The 4,358-nt window shown below is 38.3% G+C and carries 4 protein-coding genes and 1 pseudogene; all 5 read right to left on the reverse strand.

Annotated features, from left to right (window positions below):
* A partial coding sequence (gene mobV / locus EKM94_RS12090) for a MobV family relaxase (protein WP_164511240.1) occupies positions 1–657 on the reverse strand: 657 nt, incomplete at its 3' end.
* Between the two features lie 580 nt (positions 658–1,237).
* Complete coding sequence (locus EKM94_RS12095) at positions 1,238–2,113, reverse strand: SDR family oxidoreductase (RefSeq protein ID WP_125602377.1); 876 nt, start codon at positions 2,111–2,113, stop codon at positions 1,238–1,240.
* Between the two features lie 154 nt (positions 2,114–2,267).
* Entirely contained in the window at positions 2,268–2,957 is a 690-nt protein-coding gene (locus EKM94_RS12100; RefSeq protein ID WP_012478241.1) for a replication protein, read from the reverse strand.
* 72 nt (positions 2,958–3,029) lie between these two features.
* Positions 3,030–3,185 carry a ribbon-helix-helix protein, CopG family gene (locus EKM94_RS12105; RefSeq protein ID WP_004906453.1) on the reverse strand — a complete coding sequence of 52 codons (156 nt, stop codon included), beginning with the start codon at positions 3,183–3,185 and terminating at the stop codon, positions 3,030–3,032.
* Positions 3,186–3,780: 595 nt separating this feature from the next.
* Positions 3,781–4,358 (reverse strand): annotated as a pseudogene (locus tag EKM94_RS12110) (MobV family relaxase); the annotation flags it as partial.

The raw sequence follows: 4,358 nt of genomic DNA on the forward strand, positions 1-4,358 counted from the left end.
CTGTTTTTTTGTATGTGCAAGCTTTACTTGTGTCTCTTGTTTTTCGGTCTCTATTTTTTTCAATTCTTCCCGCATAGCTTTGTATTCGGGTACTGATAAGTTCTTACGCTCTTTATTTTTGTTGCCACGTTCAACATCAAAGCCATTTTCTTTGAGGTACTGTGGGAATTCCTCTTGAATACGTTGTAAGGCTTCACGATTGAATATACGCTTAGCTGAGAGCTTTTTATCATCATCAAAGGGCACAATGCCCATATGCATGTGTGGGGTCTTTTCGTCCATATGAACGACTGCATAGCGAATATTTTCGTCACCATAGTTATCTGCAAAATATTGTTTGGCTGTTTCAAAATATTTGCGGGTTTCGGCTTCGTCTAATTGCTCAAAAAAATCTTTGTCACTGGTTAGAATCCATTCATTGACTAAAACAGCGTCTTTGCGAACTGCCCGCTTACTCGCTTTGTTTTCGTTGATATAGGCTTCAATATCCGTTTTAAAATTATCAGTGCGCCCAACCACCAAATCATAATTCAGGTGGGAGCGGGAAACATCAATATCTTCGTTGCTGTGATTAGTCGTTTTCCGTTGGTCATGATTGCCAATGCCGACTAAATTATCAGCTTTTAATTTCGTCATTCTAGCCACTGCAAAACTCATTGTATGCACCTCATTTCGGAGTTATCTTCCAAGTAAAGTATAACACACTATACTTTACATTCGTAAAGGTGTGCTCTCCGAGGGTCAAAGCAAGAACCTGGCTTGTGCCAGATTCCCAAAGTCAAAAGCAAAAAAATAACCGCTGCTGCCGTTTCTTTTTCCTAGTAACAGAAATGAGATTTTCACCTTTGCGCTTTTCCGCAACGGTTGCAAATTCATTCCCAAGATCAAGTAAAAAAACCATGGGCTTTGCCCAAACCCACGAGGGAAAAATTTCCCCTCGACCCCCTCCAAAAAACTCCCCCAACCCCCTCACTTTTTGAGGGGGCTCCCTCGCCGGTTGGCAGGACAAAACAAAGTTTTGTCAATGCCGAGAGGGTGGAAAATCAGTGGCTCGTATCAACTCCTTAAATTCCTTCCGCTTTGCTCCAGTCAGACATTTACCGTTGACACTTCCCGTTTATCTTTCCTTCTGGCCAAATAAAAAAAGAGTAGCCGTAGCCACTCTTAATTTTACTTATTCAACAATCGCGCCCGATTGCGGCATACTTAAAAATAATCTCAATATTTTTTTGATCTTCTATTCCTCGATTATTCCATATCCTTCTGGTGCAGGAATCACATGTTCTGCAGAACGACTGACTGATTCCCACTCTTTCCATGTAGATATACGTTTTTCTGCATTTTCAACAGCTAAATCATAAACAAGGCTTCCTAGAATCAATCGGAGAGGCGGATTCTCACTATTAACCAGTTTCATTATAGCTTCGGCAGCCAACTTAGGGTCACTATCAACTGATTCGGTTGAGTTTTGTTGAGCCAACTTCTCACGTAATGAATCATACTCTTTGTTCTGTGTGGTAAAACTCATTTTTAAGTATAGATTCGTCCAATAGCCTCCGGGTTCAACGATAGATACCTTTACACCAAAATGTGCAGCTTCTTGTGCTAATGCCTCGCTAAATCCTTCTAAAGCAAATTTGCTAGCACTATAGATTCCCGACATTGGACCAGTAATCAGTCCACCAATACTAGATATCTGTATAATATGACCTGATCCTTGTGTCCGTAAGTACGGCATAGCTGCTTGACAAATCCAAATTGCACCATAGAAATTAGTCTCCATTTGACTTCTAACTTCATCTTCACTAAATTCTTCAATCATTCCCAATACCATATTTCCTGCATTGTTAATGACAATATCGATCCTTCCAAAATGTTTAATGGCAGTTTCCACTGTAGTAAAAACAGCACTTCTATCAGTAACATCAAGACTTAACGGAAGTAACATTCCTTCAAACTGGTATTTTAACTCATTAAGTTTTTCAATATTTCTAGCAACACCAACAACCTTATCTCCTGACTCTAGTACTTTTTTAGTGAACTCGTATCCTAGTCCACTGCTCGCTCCTGTAATAAACCATACTCGTGTATTTTCTACGTTACTAAATGTCATAAATAATTTCCTCCATTAATCATGTAATATTTAGGTAGCAATTACCCGATATAAAAAAGGGTGAGTACCAAATATTTTATCCAAAAAAGGCTCAGCAAAAAGGGAAAACAAAAAAACGCAAAACGTAATAGAAAAAGGTATCCAAAATGCAGTTTTATTTCTGTTTTTCATCTCTAATCTCCTTATCGTTCAATATTTCGCCCGTTTCTTTATCAATATCGCCCCTGCCGTATCTTCGTTCTTGATAGACTGCGTCAAAATATAGCCTTACCAAGGCAGTATGCGCACGCAAAACGGAGTTAATTATTTTCATACTAGGAAGCCCATACTCATTACCATGAACTCTAACAAAACGCTTCAATTCACGTATATTAGCTATCCCATATTCATCAATCAAATCACAGACAGTATTCAACATATCGTCTTTATCTTCCACATCAAGCGATATATATCTATCAATATCAAAATTATTAATCAGCGTAATATCTTGTTTATTATATTTATGCTTTTTCTTCTCGATAGCGTCTTTCGACTCATGAGTAAGATATAAATACATACTTGTCATACTTCTGATGACTATTTGTACTTTAGCAATACTCTGATCGCCTAGAAGCTGTTTAATTTTGTACCGAACACTATCAGCAGTAACTGGGTTTTTAGCCACATAGACAACATGATAATGTGGCTTTTTAAAATCTTGTCCTGGCACAGTACTTTTATCTTTATCATGCAATGGACTAACAGCAATTGGGACACCAATTAATTCCAATTTCGACTTCCAATCTTCTGGAATAGATTCGGGATATAACAAAAAGGTGAAGTATCTTGATTTGTCTTTTGCCATAATGGTAGAATAACCTTGTTAGAACAACAATGTTTAGCGGAAACTTTCGTCTTGCCCAAGCCGAGTTTTCGCTTATTTTTTTTGTTCTAATTCCTTTCTTGAATAATCTTCTAAAGCTAAAGCTAAAATCGCAGACTTGGAAAAACCTTTTTCTTTCGCAAGTTTTTCCAAAGTAGAATACTGGTCTTCAGTTAAACTGACCGTAATTCTTTTTTTATTTGTAGCCATATTTTTTACTCCAAACTAAATTAATTTTAAGTACACCACTATTATGCGTTTTTGCAACATTATTGTCAACAATATGTGCTAGAAACCTCTATTTTGCTAAAAACTCGCTAAAAACTCGCCAAAAACTCGCCGAGATATAAAACTCTGTAACCATTGATATCAAAGGCTTAAAATCACTTTTTTATCAAAATTGGCACTCGGCACTTAAAAGGGGGGTCGTAGTACGGGAGCGAAAATCGCTCCCTGCCCCCTGATTTTCAAAATTTTTATTCCACTCAAACCAAAATATGGGCTCCGCCCAAACCCGCAAGCTGTGTCAGCTTGACCCCATAAATGAGCGGGAGCTCCCGCTCAAACTCACCCCGCACTCGCCGTGGGGCAGGCAAAAAAAGCAGGTGTGCTTTTCTTTGCATGCGCAAAAGTGTTTTATCCGCTAGTCTATCAACTCCTTAAAGCCTCAAAAAAGGGGCTAACTGCTAAAGCAGCAAGCCCCTTTAATTCGATTTACCGTTGACAGACACAAAGTTAACTACGTTCAATCTAGTGAGATGTTAAATTAAGCTCTTAAACGCCATTTTAAGCCCATATAAGTGTTTTAAAGATGTGGACCGCCTAATTCATCAGATTTATGCCTGTCGAATTCCTGTGAGCTTTCAGGGGCTTTTTTAGACGGTTCTTTTAGTCCTGCACGCTCTAGCCACTTTTCAGGTAAATTAATACCTAGTTTTTTGTGTAGAAACTCATCAACATTGCGCACAATGTCTTGAAGTGTTCCGACTAACTTTCGCAAACGAACATTTTCTCTTTCGAGGTCATTATATTCCCACGTTGTTCTAGTCAGTTTATCTCCTAACGAGTCGGCTTCACGCCTTGCTCTAGCATGCATTTGATTGTAATTATCACTAAAAGACGCCCGTTGTTCCAAATCAGCGAGATCAGATTTATCAACCGTGACTTTATTTTTATTCATCAAGGTGGGTTTACTAGCAATTTTTTTGTTATCCCGTGGCTTGATTTCATCAAGCTGTTTTTTTGTATGTGCAAGCTTTACTTGTGTCTCTTGTTTTTCGGTCTCTATTTTTTTCAATTCTTCCCGCATAGCTTTGTATTCGGGTACTGATAAGTTCTTACGCTCTTTATTTTTGTTGCCACGTTCAACATCAAAGCCATTTT

The sequence above is a fragment of the Lapidilactobacillus achengensis genome (assembly GCF_003946655.1).
GTDB classification, from domain to species: Bacteria; Bacillota; Bacilli; order Lactobacillales; family Lactobacillaceae; genus Lapidilactobacillus; species Lapidilactobacillus achengensis.

Excerpts from the sequence above, each read along its gene's own strand:
- EKM94_RS12100 (WP_012478241.1), bottom strand. The coding sequence starts at position 2,957 with ATGGCAAAAGACAAATCAAGATACTTCACCTTTTTGTTATATCCCGAA.
- EKM94_RS12095 (WP_125602377.1), bottom strand. The coding sequence starts at position 2,113 with ATGACATTTAGTAACGTAGAAAATACACGAGTATGGTTTATTACAGGA.
- EKM94_RS12105 (WP_004906453.1), bottom strand. The coding sequence starts at position 3,185 with ATGGCTACAAATAAAAAAAGAATTACGGTCAGTTTAACTGAAGACCAG.